General features: G+C 69.7%; 15 protein-coding genes, 1 pseudogene and 1 riboswitch. Of the genes and pseudogenes, 9 read left to right on the top strand and 7 right to left on the bottom strand.

Annotated elements, in window-relative coordinates:
• Window positions 1-5: 5 nt before the first annotated feature.
• Genes J7357_RS00580 through J7357_RS00570 form a run of 3 tightly spaced genes read right to left on the bottom strand, consistent with a single transcriptional unit; the run spans window position 6 to window position 3,339 of the window.
• The gene (locus J7357_RS00580; protein ID WP_209244197.1) at window positions 6-1,091 is read right to left on the bottom strand and encodes a homoserine dehydrogenase; all 1,086 of its coding nucleotides are present in this window, start codon (window positions 1,089-1,091) and stop codon (window positions 6-8) included.
• On the bottom strand, window positions 1,088-2,305 hold the full coding sequence (locus tag J7357_RS00575) for an O-succinylhomoserine (thiol)-lyase (protein ID WP_209244196.1): 1,218 nt from the start codon (window positions 2,303-2,305) through the stop codon (window positions 1,088-1,090). The genes J7357_RS00580 and J7357_RS00575 overlap by 4 nt, the downstream gene beginning before the upstream one ends.
• The gene (locus J7357_RS00570) at window positions 2,302-3,339 is read right to left on the bottom strand and encodes a homoserine O-succinyltransferase (RefSeq protein ID WP_209244195.1); all 1,038 of its coding nucleotides are present in this window, start codon (window positions 3,337-3,339) and stop codon (window positions 2,302-2,304) included. The genes J7357_RS00575 and J7357_RS00570 overlap by 4 nt, the downstream gene beginning before the upstream one ends.
• Before the next feature lie 70 nt (window positions 3,340-3,409).
• Window positions 3,410-3,528, bottom strand: a riboswitch (SAM riboswitch).
• Window positions 3,529-3,676: 148 nt separating this feature from the next.
• Between J7357_RS00570 and J7357_RS00565 the strand changes: the two genes are divergently transcribed.
• From J7357_RS00565 to J7357_RS00540, 6 genes are all read left to right on the top strand, one after another.
• Entirely contained in the window at window positions 3,677-4,507 is an 831-nt protein-coding gene (locus J7357_RS00565) for a M23 family metallopeptidase (protein ID WP_209244194.1), read from the top strand.
• Between the two features lie 67 nt (window positions 4,508-4,574).
• Window positions 4,575-4,970 carry a GntR family transcriptional regulator gene (locus J7357_RS00560; RefSeq protein ID WP_209229600.1) on the top strand — a complete coding sequence of 132 codons (396 nt, stop codon included), beginning with the start codon at window positions 4,575-4,577 and terminating at the stop codon, window positions 4,968-4,970.
• Window positions 4,963-5,874, top strand: a complete 912-nt coding sequence (locus J7357_RS00555; protein ID WP_209244193.1) for an ABC transporter ATP-binding protein — start codon at window positions 4,963-4,965, stop codon at window positions 5,872-5,874. Before J7357_RS00560 ends, J7357_RS00555 begins: the two co-directional genes overlap by 8 nt.
• Window positions 5,871-7,259: a hypothetical protein gene (locus J7357_RS00550; protein WP_209244192.1), complete on the top strand. Its 1,389-nt coding sequence runs from the start codon at window positions 5,871-5,873 to the stop codon at window positions 7,257-7,259. Before J7357_RS00555 ends, J7357_RS00550 begins: the two co-directional genes overlap by 4 nt.
• 76 nt (window positions 7,260-7,335) lie before the next feature.
• A complete protein-coding gene (locus J7357_RS00545) occupies window positions 7,336-8,940 on the top strand; it encodes a peptide chain release factor 3 (protein WP_017910485.1) in 1,605 nt (534 codons plus the stop codon).
• A gap of 109 nt (window positions 8,941-9,049) precedes the next feature.
• Window positions 9,050-9,721, top strand: coding sequence for a hemolysin III family protein (locus tag J7357_RS00540; RefSeq protein ID WP_160959903.1), 672 nt, complete (start codon window positions 9,050-9,052; stop codon window positions 9,719-9,721).
• A gap of 140 nt (window positions 9,722-9,861) precedes the next feature.
• On the opposite strand, the gene J7357_RS00535 is transcribed toward J7357_RS00540, so the two are convergent.
• Window positions 9,862-10,413, bottom strand: a complete 552-nt coding sequence (locus J7357_RS00535; RefSeq protein WP_209244191.1) for a hypothetical protein — start codon at window positions 10,411-10,413, stop codon at window positions 9,862-9,864.
• Between the two features lie 181 nt (window positions 10,414-10,594).
• Here J7357_RS00535 and J7357_RS00530 point away from each other — a divergent pair, with 181 nt between their 5' ends.
• Window positions 10,595-12,565, top strand: coding sequence for an AsmA family protein (locus tag J7357_RS00530; RefSeq protein ID WP_209244190.1), 1,971 nt, complete (start codon window positions 10,595-10,597; stop codon window positions 12,563-12,565).
• Window positions 12,566-12,719: 154 nt separating this feature from the next.
• On the opposite strand, the pseudogene J7357_RS00525 reads toward J7357_RS00530, so the two are convergent.
• From J7357_RS00525 to mtgA, 3 genes and pseudogenes are all read right to left on the bottom strand, one after another.
• Window positions 12,720-13,148 (bottom strand): annotated as a pseudogene (locus J7357_RS00525) (CBS domain-containing protein).
• Window positions 13,108-14,130, bottom strand: a complete 1,023-nt coding sequence (locus tag J7357_RS00520; protein ID WP_209244189.1) for a glycosyltransferase family 2 protein — start codon at window positions 14,128-14,130, stop codon at window positions 13,108-13,110. The pseudogene J7357_RS00525 and the gene J7357_RS00520 overlap by 41 nt, the downstream one beginning before the upstream one ends.
• Before the next feature lie 329 nt (window positions 14,131-14,459).
• Window positions 14,460-15,203, bottom strand: a complete 744-nt coding sequence (gene mtgA, locus J7357_RS00515) for a monofunctional biosynthetic peptidoglycan transglycosylase (protein ID WP_209244858.1) — start codon at window positions 15,201-15,203, stop codon at window positions 14,460-14,462.
• An 81-nt stretch (window positions 15,204-15,284) separates the two neighbouring features.
• Between mtgA and J7357_RS00510 the strand changes: the two genes are divergently transcribed.
• Together J7357_RS00510 and J7357_RS00505 are read left to right on the top strand one after the other, a co-directional pair.
• Window positions 15,285-16,178, top strand: a complete 894-nt coding sequence (locus tag J7357_RS00510; RefSeq protein WP_209244188.1) for an Hsp33 family molecular chaperone HslO — start codon at window positions 15,285-15,287, stop codon at window positions 16,176-16,178.
• Window positions 16,179-16,293: 115 nt separating this feature from the next.
• On the top strand, window positions 16,294-17,154 hold the full coding sequence (locus tag J7357_RS00505) for a hypothetical protein (protein WP_209244187.1): 861 nt from the start codon (window positions 16,294-16,296) through the stop codon (window positions 17,152-17,154).
• The last annotated feature ends 53 nt before the right edge of the window (window positions 17,155-17,207 follow it).

The raw sequence follows: 17,207 nt of genomic DNA, 5'->3' as shown, positions 1-17,207 counted from the left end.
TTCGCTCAGCGCACCGCGATCCGCAGCACGTCGTCGAGCAAGGCCGCCGCGGTGACATCGGCACCGGCGCCCGGCCCCTGGATCAGCAGCGGCTGCTGCAGATAGCGGTCGCTGTGGATGGCGACGCGGTTGTCGGTGCCGGCGCCGCTGGCCAGCGGATGCGTCAGCGGCAGCGCGCGCAGGCCCACCGAGGCACCGTGCGCATCGAAGCGACCGACGAAGCGCAGGCAGGCACCAGCGGCCTGCGCCTGTGCCAGGCGCGCCGCCAGCGGCGCGTCCAATTGTTCGAGTGCGGCATCCAGTTGCGCCAGCGGCACCGTGGCCAGTTCGGCCGGCACCAGCGACTTCACCTGCACCTGCTCGGCGCGCAACGGCAGGCCGGCGGCGCGGGCCAGGATCAGCAGCTTGCGCCGCACGTCCTCGCCGGACAGGTCCTCGCGCGGATCGGGTTCGGTGTAGCCGGCGGCCGCGGCCTCGCGCACGCACGCGGAGAAGGCATGGCGGCCGTCGTAGCGATGCAGCAACCAGGCCAGGGACCCGGACAGCACGCCTTCCACCGCGTGGATGTGGTCGCCGCCAGCGACCAGCGCGCGCAGGCTGCTCAGCAACGGCAGCCCGGCACCGACCGTGGCGCTGTCGCCGTAGTGGGTGCTGGCGGCATGCCGTGCGGCCTGGATCTGTTCGGCCCGCGCCAGCGCGGCGCCCTGGCCGAGCTTGTTGGCGGTGACCACGTGCACGCCGCGGCGCAGCCACTCGGCATGGCGCTGCGCCACCGCCTCGCTGGCGGTGGCGTCGACCACGATGTCGCCACGGCCCAGGTCCTCCGGCAGCGTCACCGCCTGCGCTGTGCGCGCGGCGGCATTGGCCGCGGCCAGCGCCTGCGCCGGCGTCACCGCGCAATCGGCAACGGTGCGCGAATTGGCCAGCCAGGCGAAGGTCGGCAGGCCGGGGCGGCGCTGCTGCAGCGCCTGGTAGCGCGCGACGAAGGCGCGGCCGACGGTGCCGGTACCGAGCAGGCCCAGCCGTGCGGTGGCCGCGACGGGCGCCGCACGCAGCGGCGCCGATGGCGCATCGGCCAGGCCGCTGCTCACGCGTCCACCCGTTTGCGTGCCAGCGCCTCGCCGGCGCGCTGCGCGCGCTGCAGGCCCGCCTGCAGGTCGGCGACCAGGTCCGCGCTGGATTCGATGCCCACCGACAGGCGCAACAGGCCGTCGGAAATCCCGGCCTTGGCGCGCGCCTCGGCGGTCATCGCCGCATGGGTCATGGTCGCCGGATGCGCGACCAGGCTCTCCACGCCGCCCAGCGATTCGGCCAGGGTGAAGTAGCGCAGGCCGTCGACGAAGGCGCGCACCTCGGCCTCGCCGCCGGCCAGTTCGAAACTGATCATCGCGCCGAAGCCGCGCTGCTGCCGCGCCGCCACCGCGTGGCCCGGGTGCGAGGCCAGGCCGGGGTAGTACACCTGGCGCACCGCGGCATGCGTGGTCAGCAATTCCACCACCGCCTGCGCGTTCTCCTGGTGCGCGCGCAGGCGCGCGTCCAGCGTGCGCAGGCCGCGCAGGGTCAGGAACGCATCGAACGGCGAGCCGGTGAGGCCCAGCGCATTGGCCCACCACACCAGTTGCTGGTGCAGTTCGGCATTGGCGGCGATCACCGCGCCACCAACCACGTCGCTGTGGCCATTGACGTATTTGGTGGTGGAGTGGATCACCAGGTCGGCGCCGAAGGCGATCGGGGTCTGCAGCGCCGGCGACAGGAAGGTGTTGTCGACCACCGCCAGCGCACCGGCCTTGTGCGTGGCGTCGATGACGAAACGCAGGTCGGTGATGCGCAGCAGCGGGTTGGACGGGGTCTCGATCAGCACCAGCCGCGGTGCCTGCGCCAGCGCATCGGCCAGCGAGCGCGGATCGGTCAGGTCGGCGGTGATCAGCTCGAAGTGGCCCTTCTTGGCCAGCGCGTTGAACAGCCGCCAGCTGCCGCCGTACGCATCGTGCGGCACCACCAGCTTGTCGCCGGGCTGCAGCAGCGCGTTGAGCACCAGGTTGATCGCGCCCATGCCGGTGGCGGTGATCACGCCGCCGGCGCCACCTTCCAGTTCCGCCAGCGCTTCGCCGAGCAGGTCGCGGGTGGGGTTGCCGCTGCGGGTGTAGTCGTACTGGCGCTTGTTGCCGAAGCCGTCGAAGCTGAAGTTCGACGACAGCACGATCGGCGGAGTCACCGCGCCGTAGGCGGCATCGCGGTCGATGCCGGCGCGGACCGCGGCGGTGGCGGCACTACAGGGCAGATCGGTGTCGTGGGCAGTGCTCATGCGGCAACTCCGGTGGGGCGAAGGGCGGTGGCGAGGATCGCGTCGATGCGATCGGTTTCTTTCAGGAAGGCGTCGTGGCCGTAGGGCGAACGCAGCACGCGCAGGCTGCCGCGCGGGCCCAGGCCTTCGACCAGGGTGACCAGGTCCGACAGCGGCACCAGGCGGTCGCCTTCGACCGCCACCACCACCGTGGGCACGGCGACAGCGGCCGGATCGATGCGGTGCAGGTCGATGGATTCGGACAGGCGCAGGTAGGCGTTGACCTGGGTGCGCGCGACGTACTGCGCGCCGGCGGCGTCCAGGTAGTCTTCGGCGGCGACGCGGACGCGGCCGTTGATCACTTCCGGCGCCGCGTCGAAGCGTTCGCCGAATTCCTCGGGCGTGCGGTAGCTGAGCATCGCGAACTGCCGCGCCAGCGACAGCCCGTGGCTCTCGGCGCACTGCAGTTGGCCCAGGGCCACGGCGCGGCGCTGCAGCGCGCGCCAGGCCGCGGCATACGGATGCGCGCGGTGCGCGCCGCTGACCGCGATCAGCTTCTGCAGGCGCTGCGGATGCCGCACCGCCAGTTGCAGGCCGACCAGCGCGCCGTAGGAATAGCCGACGAACCCATGCAACTGCGCGATGTCCAGCGCGTCCAGCAGCGCGGCGATGGCATCGGCCTGGTCGGCACTGTCGATCGGCGCGTCCAGGCTGCCGTCGGCGCCGACGAAATCGAACGCCAGCAGCCGCCGCTGGGCGGGGTCCAGCGCCCGCCCCGGCCCGACCAGGCCTTCGGCCCAGCCCTTCTCGGGAAAGCTGGCGTTGGCGGCGAGATGGCGGTGCGCGGAGATGCCGCCGGCGACGAACACCACCGGCGCGGCAGCCGGCCCGCTCAGTTCGTAGCGCAGGCGCAGCAGTTGCACGCCGGCGTGGCGCAGCGGCAACGCGACGGCGATCTCGCCACGCATCGCATGCACGCCGTCGGCCGGCGCGGCAACGCGGTCGTGGGACGGAATGGCGGAGGTGGGGCGATCAGGCGAGTTCACGAGGCGCATGGCGGTATCCAGGGAGGAACGGCCATCGAGCTTCGCGGAGCTCGCGTTCGCCATGCAGAAGGCATGGATCGAACCATCTTTCGGCGGACGCGGTGGTCCCCGCAGGATTTGGCACCTACACGAACGCTTGCGCGTCCGCTGGCTGCCCCGGCATCAAAGGGCCTGTCCCTCCGCCGGTCTCGATGGTGGAGCCACGATGCCAGCGATTTTCGGCAATGTCAATCTCTTTATTCGGATGAAGCGATATGATTTTTCGATCCCTGGCCTCGGCCATACTCCGCTTCCCCCATCGCTGCCCCTGCTCGTGCGCCGACGCCGCCCCCGCCGCTGGCTTGCCGTGGTCCTGTCGCTGGCGGCAGCGACCGGCGCGCCCGCGCAGCCGCTGCTGCGCTGGAATGCACCGCGACCCGTGCCGCCACCGCCCCCGGCATGGCTGGAGGTGCAGGCCCGCGACAACGGCCTGCGCGAGGTGGTGCTGGGCAATCCGCTCGGCGGCGCGGTGCAGATCCGCCTGTTCGGCGACAGCGCCGGCTTCACCGCCATCCCCGCGCTGCCGTTGACCACGGAGCTGGCCGCCGGCGAGCGCCGCGTGGTCGCGCGCCTGTATCCACCCGGTGACCTCGCCGAGACGGGCGGCGACGGCGCCCGGCTGCGCATCGAGGCGGTGCCAGGTTCGCCGCGCGCCCATGCCGACGCGGCGCTGTACGCCCTGCCTTTCGCCGATCGCCCGGTGCGCATCGACCAAGGCTTCGGCGGCGCCTTCAGCCATCGCGATCCCGCCAACGCCTATGCGCTGGACTTCGCCCTGCCCGAAGGCACGCCGGTGCTGGCCGCACGCGAGGGCGTGGTGATGGAGGTGCGCGACGACTTCCGCGAGTCCGGCACCGACCCGCGCCTGGGCCAGGCCGCCAACCTGGTGCGGGTCCTGCACGCCGACGGCAGCATGGCGATCTACGCGCACCTGGCCGCCGGCGGCGTGCAGGTGCGGGTCGGCCAGGCGGTGCGGCGCGGCGAGCGCCTGGGCCTGTCCGGGAATACGGGCCTGAGCAGCGGCCCGCACCTGCATTTCGCCCTCCAGCTCAACCGCGGCCTGCGCCTGGAATCGGTGCCGTTCCGGATGACCGGCCCACTCGGCGAACTGCGCTTCGCCCACCCCACCCCACCCTGAGCGCGCCGCCTACCGTTCGTCGGCAAACGCATTGACATCCGCCAAGTGTATTGATGTATTAATACACATGGATGCAACCCACCTCCACGTCCAACCCAGCGCCCCCGAGCCGATCTACCGGCAGATCGCCGAGCAGATCCGCCGCCTGGTCGCCGCCGGGCAATTGCGCCCAGGCGATGGCCTGCCCTCGGTTCGCGAGGTCGCCGCCGCCCACGCAGTGAACCCGATGACGGTGTCGCGCGCCTACAGCCAGCTCGAGGCCGAGGGCGTGCTGGAACGCCTGCGCGGCCGCGGCATGGCGGTGGCCGCGACCGCCGCCGCACCGCAGCGGCAAGGGCAGCGCCTGGAGCTGATCGAGCCGCGCCTGCAGGAACTGGTCCGGCATTGCCGCGAACTGGGCCTGCCGTCGCCTCCCGTGATCGAACGTCTTGAACAGTTGTTTGGAGAACCTGGCGATGAATAGCGTGGTACTGCAGAGCGCAATCCAGACCGACCTGGACATGGACCTGCCGCTGGCGGCGCACGACCTGCACCTGGCCTTCGGCGCCCGCGCCGTGCTGCAGGGCGTGGACCTGCAGGTGGCGCGCGGCGAGGTGGTCGGCCTGATCGGCCGCAATGGCGCCGGCAAGAGCACCCTGCTGGCCTGCCTGCTGGGCCTGCTGCAGCCGCAGCGCGGCCAGGCGCGGGTATTCGGCGGCCCGGCGCTGCACTTGGACGATGCCCGCAAGGCGCAGTTGGGCTTCGTGCCGCAGCAGCCGCAGGCCTTCGGCTGGATGCGCGTGGAGGAATTGTTGGCCTTCGCCGCGCAGCTCTATCCGCACTGGGACGCGCAGCGCGCGGACACGCTGCTGCGCCGCTGGGAACTGGACCGCACCCAGAGCATCGGCAAGCTCTCGCCCGGCCAGGCCCAGCGTCTGGCCCTGGTCCGTGCACTGGCCGCAAGGCCGGCGCTGCTGGTGCTGGACGAACCCGCCTCGGCGCTGGATCCGGTCGCGCGTCGCGACCTGATGCGCGAGATCGTCACCGAAACCTGCGACGCCGGCACCACCGTGTTGTTCTCCAGCCACATCGTCAGCGACCTGGAACGCGTGGCCTCGCGCGTGGCCTTCCTCAACCAGGGCCGGCTGCTGCTGGACCAGCCGCTGGACGAGCTCAAGGACCGGGTCCTGCGCATCGGCATCCCGGCGTCGGCAGCCGCGACGCTGGACGCGCCGTTGCGCGGCGAACTGGCGCGCCGCCACGCCGCCGACGGCGGTGTCGTGGTGGTGCTGCATGCCACCGAGCTGCCGTCCGCGCTATTGACCGTCCCCGGCATCCGCATCGACCGGCTGGGCCTGGAAGACCTGTTCATCGAGGTGGTCGGATGAATCGTCTTCCTGCAGATCTGCGCTTGGTCTGCCGCGCATCGGGCGTGACCGGATGGCTGTATCCGCCAGCCCTCGCCGCCGCCTTCGCCTGCACCTGGCTGCCTCAAAAAGCCGCCAACCTGCTGCCACCGATCCTCACGGCGATCATGGCGATGTTCGTCTGGATGCTGCTCGGCGCTCGTTTGCTGAGTCTGCTCGAACAAGGGCGCCAACTCCGTCTGCCGTCCATGGCAGCGCGCTTCGTCACTCTGTTCGGTGCCGCACTGGCCTTGACGGTGCTGCTGCCGACGCTGCTGTTCGCCGTGCGCGGTGTCGATCCCGTTCTCTCGCTCTCCATCCTGCTGCTCAGCGCAAGCTTCGGCATGTTGGTCGCCACCCTGCCGGCCTGGTGCGCCCCCTTGATCGGCATCTTGCCGGGGACGCTGGGCGGCTTTTTGCCCGAGGGCAGCTTCGTGCCGCTGACCCTGCATCCACGCGCCAGCATGCTGCTCGCTGCGCTCGCCTGCGCGCTGATCAGCCTGTGGTCGTACCGGCATTTGCGCGGTCGCCCCGCCGATGCGCTGTCGGCATGGTCGCGCCCGATGTGGATCGGCCTGCAGCAACGCCAGCCCGGCGACGGCACCACCAAGCAGGCCGTCGAATCGCAGAGCGGGCGTCTGGGGTGGATTCAGGGCATCGCGCGTCCCGCCTTTCCCACCGAGCTGCGCCATCAACCGGAGCGCGCCATGCGCTATGCCCTCGGCCCCGGCTTCGCGCCTGGCAACGCCGTCGGCACGGCGTTGGCCACGGTGGCCATGCCGGCCCTGGTCCTGCTGCTGTGGACACCGCTGCTGCTGCATTCGCGCTCGCCAGCGATGCCCCTGATCCTGGCCAACGTCATGGCCAACATGTCCAGCGTGAAGTTCCTGCAGCGGCTATGGCTGTGGCGCAAACACGGCAACCAGGGACTGATGGAAAGCGCGCTGTTGCCGGGCCTGGGCGCGCCCGGACAGGCCGGCAAGCTGTTCAACCAGGTCATCCTGAAACGCGCACTCGCCGCAGCGCTGCCCTGGCTGGGCCTGTCCTGCCTGCTCGGGGTGGTGAAGCACGCACCATCGGCTTACTACCCGCTCGTTGTGTCGATCACCCTAACCGCAACCCTGACAGCCAGCACGCTGCTCCTGGTGTGCATGCGCTGGCCTCGCGGCGGCTTGGCGCTGAGCATGGCGCAATTCCTCCTGACGGTCCTGGCCGCCATCAGCATCGGCCAGGTCGGCCTGCCCGGCGCGGTGGCACCGCACTGGCTGGCGCCGGCCTGGAGCCTGCTGCTGCTCGGCATGGTCATCGTCTACAACCTGGTGGCGCGCCAGTCCAGCAGGCGCCCGCATCCCTGGCTGCTGAACTGAACGGGCCTTGCGGGAAGCCCGCTATAATCGGCGGCTTCCTCCGTTGCCGATGACGCCCCTTGCGGGCGTGCCGCCCATGTCCGAAGTCGCCACCGAAGCTGCGCGCCGCCGCACCTTCGCCATCATTTCCCACCCCGACGCCGGCAAGACCACGCTGACCGAAAAGCTGCTGCTGTTCGGCGGGGCGATCCAGATGGCCGGCTCGGTGAAGGGCCGCAAGGCCGCGCGCCACGCCACCTCGGACTGGATGGCGCTGGAAAAGGAGCGCGGCATCTCGGTGACCTCGTCGGTGATGCAGTTCCCGTACGAAGGCAAGATCATCAACCTGCTCGACACCCCCGGCCACGCCGACTTCGGCGAGGACACCTACCGTGTGCTCACCGCGGTGGACTCGGCGCTGATGGTGATCGACGTGGCCAAGGGCGTGGAAGAGCGCACCATCAAGCTGATGGAGGTGTGCCGGCTGCGCGACACGCCGATCATGACCTTCATCAACAAGCTCGACCGCGAGGGCAAGGATCCGATCGACCTGCTCGACGAGGTGGAGACGGTGCTGGGCATCGAGTGCGCGCCGGTGACCTGGCCGATCGGCATGGGCCAGCGCCTGAAGGGCGTGGTGCACCTGGTGACCGGCGAAGTGCACCTGTACGAGCCCGGCCGCAACTTCACCCGCCAGGACTCGACCATCTTCCCGTCGCTGGACGCGCCCGGCCTGGCCGAGAAGATCGGCGAACAGATGCTGGCCGAACTGCGCGAGGAACTGGAACTGGTGCAGGGCGCCAGCCACGCCTTCGACCTGGACGCCTACCGCGCCGGCAAGCAGACCCCGGTGTTCTTCGGCTCCGGCGTCAACAACTTCGGCGTGCAGCCGCTGCTGGACTTCTTCGCCGAGCACGCGCCGCCGCCGCAGCCGCGCGCCACCACCGGCCGCCAGGTGCAGGCCGGCGAGGACAAGCTCACCGGCTTCGTGTTCAAGATCCAGGCCAACATGGATCCGCAGCACCGCGACCGCGTCGCCTTCATGCGCATCTGCTCCGGCCGCTTCGCCGCCGGCATGAAGACCCTGCACGTGCGCACCGGCAAGGAGGTCAAGCTGGCCAACGCGCTGACCTTCATGGCCAGCGATCGCGAGATCGCCGCCGAGGCCTACCCAGGCGACGTCATCGGCATCCACAACCACGGCACCATCTCCATCGGCGACACCTTCACCGAGGGCGAATCGCTGTCGTTCACCGGCATCCCCAACTTCGCCCCGGAACTGTTCCGCCGCGCGCGCCTGCGCGACCCGCTCAAGCTCAAGCAGTTGCAGAAGGGCCTGGCGCAGCTGTCCGAGGAAGGCGCCACCCAGTTCTTCCGCCCGCTGATGAGCAACGACCTGATCCTGGGCGCGGTCGGCACGCTGCAGTTCGACGTGGTCGCCTACCGGCTGAAGGACGAGTACGGGGTGGACGCCAGCTTCGAACCGGTGGGCGTGGTCACCGCGCGCTGGGTGCATTGCGACAACCCCAAGAAGCTGGAAGAGTTCCGCGAGAAGAACGCGATGAACCTGGGCATCGACGCCGCCGGCGAACTGGTCTACCTGGCGCCGACCCGGGTCAACCTGCAACTGGCGCAGGAACGCGCGCCGGACGTGCGCTTCGCCGCCACCCGCGAACACGCCCACAGCGTGGCGGTGGAATGACCGTCATGTGACCGCGGGCGTGCGCCGGCTGAGCGCACGCCCAACCGGCGTCGCAATGCTGCGCCGCAGCGGATGCGAACCGCTCGCAATTGCGCTACCGTGCGGACCCATGGATGCAGACCGGTCGCCCGCCTACTCGAACGCCGACGCGCCGCCTTCCACGGACTGGCGCGACGAACTGGCCAGCGCCCTGACCCACGGCCTCGGCGCCATCGCCGCGCTGGCCGGCGGTTCGGTGCTGATCACCCTCGCCGCGATCTACGGCGACGGCTGGCAGCTCGCCACCGCGATCGTGTTCAGCGTCACCTTGCTGCTGCTCTACGTGGCCTCGACGCTGTACCACGCCATCCCGCATCCCGGCGCCAAGGCGCGCCTGCAGATCTTCGACCACTGCGCGATCTACCTGCTGATCGCCGGCACCTACACCCCGTTCACCCTGATCGGCCTGCGCGGCCCGTGGGGCTGGGGCCTGTTCGCGGCGATCTGGACCATCGCCGTGGCCGGAGTGATCTTCAAGCTGTTCTTCACCGGCCGCTTCCGCCTGTTGTCGACCATCCTGTACATCGCCATGGGCTGGCTGATCGTGGTGGCGATCGAACCGCTGCTGCGCTCCATCGACGCCTGGACCCTGGGCTGGCTGCTGGCCGGCGGCCTGTTCTACACCCTGGGCACGTATTTCTACCAGCGCGACACCGTGCGCTACTTCCACGCCATCTGGCATCTGTTCGTCCTCGCCGGCAGTGTCTGCCACTTCGTGGCGGTGACCGGCCAGGTGCTGTAGGCGGACCATCGGCCGTTCGCCGGCGTCCCGAACACCCGCCCTCCCCGGGCGGCATGGCGGACCGCTCTGCGATCGCAACGCCTATTCATGCACTCGCTTGGAATGTCGAGCGCATGGCGTTCGCTCTGCAGCAACGCCGATCAGCTCTTGCGCTTCTGACACGCTCCAGCAGAGACGACCATGTGCGATGGATGCTGGTTGACATAGCGCTGCTTCGTCGCGAACGCCCCATCCTGTTCGGTTTCTAGGTTGTCGGAGACATAGATCGTGAAGGTTCCAATCTCCGAGAATGCGGCGACCACGTGCTCCTTGCCTTCCGAATCCCAGTACATCCCGGCCGCTGCGGCTGGCGTGACAACCACGCGCCCACCGGTTGCCGAAACGCCCTGGCACTGGGTCTCGCTGTTCATCAGAACAAGGAATCTTCCGCTCGGAGCCAGAATGCCAACTTCAATCCGATCGACGTTCCTGACGTCGATGCGCACAACCTGCGCCGGATCCACATCCCCTTGAAACGCACTACTCACCGACGACACGAGACAAAATGCAGCGACGGCGGGTGCAAACCTGCCGAAGCGCTTGGCCGACTCTCTCACACGCACCCCACTGTCAAATACACCGACGAACGCTGATTGACCGGGACCAAGGGTGATGCACTGCGATGCTGTAGGCGGCCAGAAAGCCACCTTCACCATCGAGCACCTTGGAATCGCCGTCAGCGATCGCCGGCTCTTCCCGTAAGCGGCAGGGTCTGATCCCGCAGGCAGCCCACAGGCATCATGCATCCCCGCTGTGGACGCGGACAACGCCCATCGGGCCCGCCATCCCTCCCGCTTTCGCACCCCGTGCACAGCAGCCGCCTAGGATGGCCGCATGGCTCGCGACCCCGTTTCCGCATCCGGCGCACGCCGCCGCTCCTGGCCCTGGCGGCGCAACGACGGCCGCCTGCGGCGTTGGCCGTTCGTGCTCGGCGCGCTGGTGCTGCTCCTGCTCGTCATCATCCTGATCTTCGACTGGAACTGGTTCAAGGCGCCGGTGGAACGCGCGGTGCAGGCACGCACCGGGCGCGCCTTCCATATCGACGGCAATCTCGACGTGGGCCTGGGCCGCATCATCACCGTGCGCGGCGATCGCCTGCGCTTCGCCAACGCCGACTGGTCGAAGCAGCCGCAGATGGCAAGCGCCGACCGCGCCGAACTGGATATCGCGCTGTGGCCGCTGCTGCGCGGCCGCGTGCGCATCCCCGAGATCCGCCTGACCAAGCCCGACCTGCTGCTGGAGACCGGCCCGGCCGGGCAACCCGGCAACTGGGCGTTCGGCCAGTCCGACGACGGCGGCAAGCCGGTGGTCCTGGGCGCCTTGCTGGTGCAGCAAGGACACCTGCGTTTCCAGGATCCGGTCGGGCGCACCGAGATCGACATCGCCGTCGACAGCCAGGTCGGGCAACGTCGCCACGGCGATGCCGCACCGCCGATCGCGGTCAGCGGCGATGGCCGCTGGCGCGGCAATCCCTTCACCCTCAAGGGCAATACCGCCTCGCCGCTGGAACTGAGCGAGAGCGACCACCCCTTCCGCGTCGACCTGCGCGGTAGCGCCGGCAGCACCCGCGCGCACATGCGCGGCACCTTGACCAACCCGTTCCAGTTACGTGTGTTCGACCTGCAACTGCAACTGGCCGGCACCGACATGGCGCACCTGTATCCGCTGCTGGGCATCGCCATTCCCTCCACCCCGCCCTACCAACTGGATGGGCGCCTGCAGCGCGACGGCGATCGCTGGCGCTACCAGGACTTCCGCGGCCGTGCCGGCGACAGCGACCTGGCCGGCACCGTGCAGATCGATACCGCCGGACAACGCCCGTTCCTGCGCGCCGACCTGCGTTCGCAGCGGCTGGATTTCGACGACCTGGCCGGCTTCGTCGGCGCGCCGCCGCGCACCGGCGCCGGCGAGACCGCCAACGCCGAGCAGAAGGCGCAGGCGGCCAAGCTGGCCGCCACCGACAAAGTGCTGCCGTCCACGCCCTACGACCTCGGCAAGCTGCGCGCGATGGATGCCGACGTGCGCTGGAAAGCGCAACGCATCAATGCGCCGTCGCTGCCGCTGGACGACATGGATGCGCACCTGAAGCTCAATGACGGCGTGCTGCTCCTGCAACCACTGAACTTCGGCGTGGCCGGTGGCGACCTGCGCTCGGACATCCGCATGGACGCGCGCAAGCCCACGCTGTTCACCCGCGCGCAGGTGTCGATCCGCGGTGTGCAGCTGGGCAAGCTGTTCCCCGACGGCAAACTGGCCAAGGAAGCGGCGGGCGCGATCGGCGGCGAGATCGCGCTGGCCGGCAGCGGCAACTCGATCGCGCAGATGCTCGGCAGCGCCGACGGCAGCGTCGCCGTCGGCATGGGCAAGGGCCGCATCAGCAACCTGGTGATGGAACTGGCCGGGCTGGATATCGCCGAATCGCTGAAGTACCTGGTGACCAAGGATCGCGAGATCCCGGTGCGCTGCGCGTTCGGCGATTTCGGCGTGCAGCACGGGGTGATGACCTCGCGCGGCCTGGCCTTCGACAGCACCGACACCCTGCTGGTCGGCAGCGGCACCATCGACCTGAGCCAGGAACGCCTGGACCTGCTGCTGAAGGCGCAACCCAAGGACCACAGCATCCTCGCCCTGCGCTCGCCGCTGCGCGTCGGCGGCACCTTCAAGGACCCCAGCTTCCGCCCCGACCTCAAAGCCCTGGGCCTGCGCGGCGCCATCGCCGTCGCCCTGGGCAGCATCGCCCCGCCGGCCGCCCTGCTGGCGACCATCGAGACCGGGCCGGGCAAGGATATTCAGTGCGGCCGTTGAAGCCGGGAGTGGGGAATCGGGACTCGGGAATCGTCAGATCAAGAGCGCATTGCGTGGTCTGACGTCGCCAAGCGAATCACGCCCGCACGCGTAACGCGGGATCCGCGCCCTTGCCTTTCCCATTCCCCATTCTCTTTTCCCGACTCCCAGCCCCTCAACTCCTGATGTACTCCTGCAACTGATCCAGCTCCTCGCGCTGTTCCTCGATCACCGCCTTGACCAGGTCGCCGATCGAGATCACGCCGATCACGCGGCCGGCGTCCACCACCGGCAGGTGGCGGATGCGTTGCCCGGTCATCAGTTCCATGCACTGCTGCACGCTCTGCGCCGGGTCCACGGTGTGCACCTTGCTGCTCATGATGTCGCGCACCGGCGTGGTCGCCGAGGAGCGGTCCTGCAGGACCACCTTGCGTGCGTAGTCGCGCTCGGACAGGATCCCGGACAGCTATCCGTCCTGCATCACCAGCACCGCGCCGATACCCTTTGCGGCCATCAGCCGCAGCGCCTCGATCACCGCCGTGTCCGGCGCGACCGCGTGGATCTCATTGCCCTTTTCGCTCAAGACCTGCCGTACCGTGCGCATCGCTGCCTCCCGGTTCGCTGGATCGCACGGCCGAGCATACTCCTTCGCCCGGTGCGCGCCAGGTCTCCACCAGGTACAGCGGTCGCTGTTTGGATTCCTCGTACAGCCGGCCCAGGTATTCGCCGATCAGGCCCAGCGCGATCAGTTGCACGCCGCCCAGGAACAGGATGACCGCCATCATCGTCGGCCAGCCCGCCACCGGGTCGCCCCACAGCGCCGCCTTGACCACCACCCAGATCGCGAACAGGAAGGCGCCGACCGCGGTCGCCAGTCCGAGATAAGTGGCCACCCGCAACGGCGCGGTGGAGAAGCCGGTGATCCCATCCAGGGCGAAGTTCCACAGCCGCCACAGGCTGAACTTGCTGCGCCCGGCCAGCCGCGGCGCACGTTTGTAGGGCACCGCCAGGCGCCGGAAACCGATCCAGCCGAACAATCCCTTCATGAAGCGGTGGCGTTCGCGCAATTGCCGCAGCGCGGCCAGCGCGCGCGGCGACAGCAGGCGGAAATCGCCGGTGTCGGCCGGGATCGGCGTCTTCGACAGGCGCCCGATCACCCGGTAGAACAGCGCCGCGGTGCCGCGCTTGAGCCAGCCCTCGCCTTCGCGCACCAGGCGCGTGCCGTAGATGTCGTCGTAGCCGGCGCGCCAGTGCGCGACGAACTGCCCGATCAGTTCCGGCGGATCCTGTCCATCGGCGTCCAGCAGCATCGCCGCGCCGCGATCGACGCAGTCCAGGCCCGCGGTCAGCGCCAGTTCCTTGCCGAAATTGCGCGACAGGCGCAGCGCACCAACCCGCGGATCGGACGCGGCCAGCGCCTGGATCGTTTCCCAGGTGGCATCGCGGCTGCCGTCGTCCACGTACAGCACCCGCCCCTCCAGCCCAGGCACGGCGCCGAGCGCGGCGAGGATGCGCGGGTGCAGCAGCGGCAGGGTCTGCGCCTCGTTGAACGCAGTGACGACGACGGTGAGGCGTTCGGATTCCATCGGCGGATGGTACGGAGCGGCCTGCACGTTCACCAGCGGCGCGCGCGTCGCCTGGCAAAAGCGGGAGCTCCTCCCTTCTCCCACTGGGAGAAGGTGCCCCATAGGGGCGGATGAGGGTACGTCTGCCGCCGAACCCCACCACGCTCACGTGCCGGCCGTACCCTCACCCCAACCCCTCTCCCGGCGGGAGAGGGGCTTTGAGTTCCTTCTCCCACTGGGAGAAGGTGCCCCGAAGGAGCGGATGAGGGTGCGCCTGCCGCCGAACCCCAATGGGCACGTGCGGCCCTACCCTCACCCCAACCCCTCTCCCGGGGGGAGAGGGGCTCAAGCTACGGCGCTTGCAGGTAGGCCGGGCCGCCCAGTTGCCGGGTCTGGCGCTGGATCCAGTTGGCGCGGCCCTGCACGTAAGGACCGGGACGCGTGGCGTTGTAGCGCTGCGGCGCCGGCAGCACCGCCGCCAGCAGCGCGCTCTGCGCCGGCGTCAGCTGCGCCGCGTCCTTGTTCCAGAAACTGCGCGCGGCCGCCTGGGCGCCGTACACGCCGTCGCCGAACTCGGCGACGTTGGCGTACACCTCGAGAATGCGCTGCTTCGACCACAGCGCCTCGATCAACACCGTGTACCAGGCCTCCAGTCCCTTGCGCAGCCAGCTGCGGCCTTGCCACAGGAACAGATTCTTGGCGACCTGCTGGCTGATCGTGCTGGCGCCGCGCAGGCGCCCGCCGCGGGCGTTGTGGTCGCGCGCCTTCTCGATCGCATCCAGGTCGAAGCCATGATGGCTGGGAAAGCGCTGGTCCTCCGCAGCGACCAGCGAGATCGGCAGGCTCGGCGCGATCTGCGCGGCATCGCGCCAGTCGTAGGCGATGCGGTAGGACCAGTCGCCGCCGGCCCAGGCGCCGAGCTGGCGCTCCAGCATCATCGCCGAGAACGGCGGATCGACGAAGCGCAGCAGCAGCACCTGCGACACGCTCGCCAGCACGAACAGCAACGGCGCCAGCAGCAGCCAGCGGCGCCAGCGCCTGGTCCGTGGACGCGGCGATGCGGCGCCACTTGCATCGCGGCGCCCCGCCCCCATTCCTATGCTTTCTTCGATCTGGTCCACCATGACGATCCACGTTCGTGCGGTCGCCATCTTCCCATGCGCAGCGAGGCCGCAATGCATTCTTCCGACGATCGTCTGACCCGCTTCCTGCTTCCCGGCGCCGGCGTGCGCGGCGTGCACGTGCGCCTGCACGACACCTGGCGCGAGATCCTCGCGCCGGCCAGCTACCCCGCCGCGGCCACCGAACTGCTGGGCGAGGCCTGCGTCGCCGCGGCCCTGTTCACCGGCCACACCAAGGTCGACGGGCGCCTGTCGGTGCAGTTGCGCAGCCAGGGCGCGCTGCGCACCCTGTTCGCCGAATGCACCGCCGCCGGCACGCTGCGCGGCATCGTCCAGTTGGGCGAGGGCCAGGACGCGCCGCGCGACCTGCGCGCGCTCGGCGACGACGCCCTGCTGGCGATCACCATCGAGAACCCCGGCCTGGATCCGCGCGAACCGCAGCGCTACCAGAGCCTGGTGGCGATGTCCTCGGCCGAACTGGACGAGGCCTTCGAGGACTACTTCCGCCAGTCCGAGCAGTTGCCGACGCGGCTGATCCTGGCCGCCGACGGCAGCCACGCCGCCGGCCTGCTGCTGCAGAAGCTGCCCGGCGACGCCGGCGACGAGGATGGCTGGAATCGCGCCGGAGCGCTGTTCGAGACCGTCAGCGAGGCCGAACTGCTGGCCACGCCGGCCGAAACCCTGCTGCACCGGCTGTTCCACGAGGAGACCCCGGAGCTGCTCGGCGACCGCCCGCTGCGCTTCGGCTGCTCGTGCTCGCGCGAGCGGGTGGCGGCGATGCTGCGCTCGCTCGGCGAGGAGGAAGCGCGGGCCGCTGCCGAGGCTACCGGCCAAGTTGAGATCCGTTGCGAGTTCTGCGGCCGGCACTATGACTTCCCCTTGACGGAATTCGGAGTATTGTTTGCCGTAACGCAGGCTGAACCGGCATCCTCGGAGCGCTTGCACTAGCTGAAATGCGCGTCGCGACCGGGGAGTCCGACTTGTTAAAGAAACATAAACCCACTAGCATCGACCACCCTGCCCGGCGGGAACTTTCGTGCCCGCCCCAAGTCTCAGATTGCTGATGCGACCCTTCCTGCGCCTACCGCTTGCCCTGCTGATCGCCCTTGCGGCGAGCACGGGCGTGCACGCGCAGAGCAAGCCAGCAAGCGGCCAGGACCGCACCGTGCTGCCGGTCTGGAACAAGGGCAGCGGCAAGGTCGAGGCGCTGCTGTACCTGGAGCCCACCGGCGAACAGGCGGTCGGCGCGCGCTGGCATTTCGGCCGCAACTCGCTGGACGCCGCGTTCGGCCTGTCCTCCGGCGATTCGCTGGGCCTGCTGTGCAACAGCGCCAGTGGCAGCAGCATCAGCGGGCTGGCCAGCCACTGCATGCTGGCCAGCCTGGGCGACGACGACGGCACCACCGGCCACCACGTCGCCGCCACCACCACCTTCAACCGCCCCGGCGGGCGCCTGTCGCTGTCGGCCGGCACCGGCCGCGAGAACCTTCCCGCCTGGCTGGCCGGCGCCAACAAGACGCCGTCGATGCGGATGGAGCAGAACGACCTGACCGTCTTCGCGCAGCAGAACATCGGCCGCGAGGGCTTCGTCTCGATCGGCGGCACCTACGCCAAGGCGCGCCTGGTGCCGATCGCCGACGCCACCCCGGCCATGCTCGATCGTTGGGACAGCAAGAGCCTGAGCATCGGCGGCGGCTACGGCTCGTTCAGCGCCAACGTCATCGGCCGCGTAGTCGACGCCCCCGGCCAGCCCGGCAAGTGGACCGGCCTGGGCGTGGGCCTGACCTGGCGCACGCCGTGGAGCGGCCAGCTCACCGTGGGTGCCGAGAACGTCATCACCCGCGGCAAGAACCCGTTCTCGCCGAACAACATCAGCACCGAAGAGGGGACCATCCCCTACGTGCGGTACGAGCAGGATCTCTAGCGACCTGCAGCAACGTGTTGTTCCGCAAAGAAAAAGCCTCCCCGCGGAGGCTT

The sequence above is a fragment of the Xanthomonas sp. D-109 genome, assembly GCF_017746095.1.
GTDB lineage: Bacteria > Pseudomonadota > Gammaproteobacteria > Xanthomonadales > Xanthomonadaceae > Xanthomonas_A > Xanthomonas_A sacchari.
This window is presented reverse-complemented; position numbering and strand designations above follow the sequence as displayed.

Excerpts from the sequence above, each read along its gene's own strand:
- J7357_RS00545 (WP_017910485.1), top strand. The coding sequence starts at position 7,336 with ATGTCCGAAGTCGCCACCGAAGCTGCGCGCCGCCGCACCTTCGCCATC.
- J7357_RS00540 (WP_160959903.1), top strand. The coding sequence starts at position 9,050 with ATGGATGCAGACCGGTCGCCCGCCTACTCGAACGCCGACGCGCCGCCT.
- J7357_RS00560 (WP_209229600.1), top strand. The coding sequence starts at position 4,575 with ATGGATGCAACCCACCTCCACGTCCAACCCAGCGCCCCCGAGCCGATC.
- J7357_RS00550 (WP_209244192.1), top strand. The coding sequence starts at position 5,871 with ATGAATCGTCTTCCTGCAGATCTGCGCTTGGTCTGCCGCGCATCGGGC.
- J7357_RS00575 (WP_209244196.1), bottom strand. The coding sequence starts at position 2,305 with ATGAGCACTGCCCACGACACCGATCTGCCCTGTAGTGCCGCCACCGCC.
- J7357_RS00570 (WP_209244195.1), bottom strand. The coding sequence starts at position 3,339 with ATGCGCCTCGTGAACTCGCCTGATCGCCCCACCTCCGCCATTCCGTCC.
- J7357_RS00530 (WP_209244190.1), top strand. The coding sequence starts at position 10,595 with ATGGCTCGCGACCCCGTTTCCGCATCCGGCGCACGCCGCCGCTCCTGG.
- J7357_RS00555 (WP_209244193.1), top strand. The coding sequence starts at position 4,963 with ATGAATAGCGTGGTACTGCAGAGCGCAATCCAGACCGACCTGGACATG.
- J7357_RS00505 (WP_209244187.1), top strand. The coding sequence starts at position 16,294 with ATGCGACCCTTCCTGCGCCTACCGCTTGCCCTGCTGATCGCCCTTGCG.
- mtgA (WP_209244858.1), bottom strand. The coding sequence starts at position 15,203 with ATGGGGGCGGGGCGCCGCGATGCAAGTGGCGCCGCATCGCCGCGTCCA.
- J7357_RS00520 (WP_209244189.1), bottom strand. The coding sequence starts at position 14,130 with ATGGAATCCGAACGCCTCACCGTCGTCGTCACTGCGTTCAACGAGGCG.
- J7357_RS00510 (WP_209244188.1), top strand. The coding sequence starts at position 15,285 with ATGCATTCTTCCGACGATCGTCTGACCCGCTTCCTGCTTCCCGGCGCC.